General features: G+C 72.1%; 1 protein-coding gene. It reads left to right on the top strand.

Annotated features, from left to right (window positions below; genetic code table 11):
• Positions 1–340 precede the first annotated feature (340 nt).
• Complete coding sequence (locus tag AB0I10_RS41180; protein ID WP_363157857.1) at positions 341–1,132, top strand: SDR family oxidoreductase; 792 nt, start codon at positions 341–343, stop codon at positions 1,130–1,132.
• Positions 1,133–1,277: the final 145 nt, after the last annotated feature.

The following is a 1,277-nucleotide window of genomic DNA, read 5'->3' as shown; positions in this document are numbered from 1 at the left end:
CCTACAACCACCACCGCTGCCACACCGCACTGGACGGCAAGCCACCCATCAGCCGTGTGAACAACGCTCCAGGTCAATACACCTAGGGCCTGTCCGATGGGTCATGGCCGGGCCCGTGGCGTCTGGCACGGCACCTCGCGGCGTTGCCGAAACGTCCCAATAGCTCCGCTATCGGGCCGCTCCGGCGCCTTGCGAGGCTCCCCCGTAGCCCTGAACGGGCACGGGAGGTGCCCCCACCACCAGACGCCGCGGCCTTTCCGACCCTGACCCATCGGACAGGCCCTAACCAGGTACTGCCGGGGCCTGGATGAGCGGGGCGGCCGGACACAGGCTCGTCGTCATGAACAACACACCGATCACGTCCACCACGACCGCGGGTCTGCTCGCCGGCAAGGTCGCCTTCATCACCGGTGCCGGTCGCGGCATCGGCGCCGCATCGGCGCGGCTGTTCGCCCGGGAGGGCGCCCGGGTGCTCCTCGCGGCCCGTACGGAGGCCCAGCTCAAGGCGGTGACCGAGGAGATCAGGGCGGCCGGTGGCACTGCGGACTACGTGGTGTGCGATCTGGCCGACCCGGTAAGCGTCCGTGCCGCCGTCGACCGGTCCGTGGAGTTGTACGGCCGGCTCGACGTGGCCTTCAACAACGGCGCGACGGGTCAGCCGCCCGGCCCGATGGATCAGCTGTCGGAGGCCGATTTCGACCATGTCTGCGCCGTCAACCTCAAGGGCCCGTGGCTGGCCATGACCGCCGAGATCGCCGCCATCCGCGCCACCGCGAAGCGCGGGGCCGTCGTCAACACCTCCAGCGTCGGCAGCCTGATGGGCAACCCCGAGCTGCCGGTGTACGGCGCGGCGAAGCGGGCGGTCAACAGTCTCACCGCGTCGGCAGCCGTCACTTACGGCCCGGAAGGCATCCGCGTCAACGCCATCGCGCCCGGCACCACGCTCACCGAGATGCTGCACGAGTGGGATGAGACGTCGCCCGGCACCATCGAGCAGCTCAACGCCCAGACCCCGCTGGGCCGCGCCGCCGATCCGGACGAGATCGCCCAGGCCGCCGCCTGGCTCCTCAGCGACCGCTCGTCCTACGTCACCGGCACGGTCCTCCGGGTCGACGGCGGCATGCGAGCCTGAGTCGGAACGGGCGTCCTCGCAGGGCGCCGGCCTCCCGAAAGACACCGCCCATACGGCACGGCAGCGGCCGCGAGGTACCTCACCCCGCCGCCCCCGCCCATGGGCCCCGCCCCCGGGGGGCCCGGGCCCCCCCCCCCCCCCCCCC

The organism is Streptomyces sp. NPDC050636, assembly GCF_040654775.1.
GTDB lineage: Bacteria > Actinomycetota > Actinomycetes > Streptomycetales > Streptomycetaceae > Streptomyces.
The sequence above is the reverse complement of the archived record's forward strand: the minus strand, read 5'-3'. Positions and strand labels throughout refer to the sequence as shown.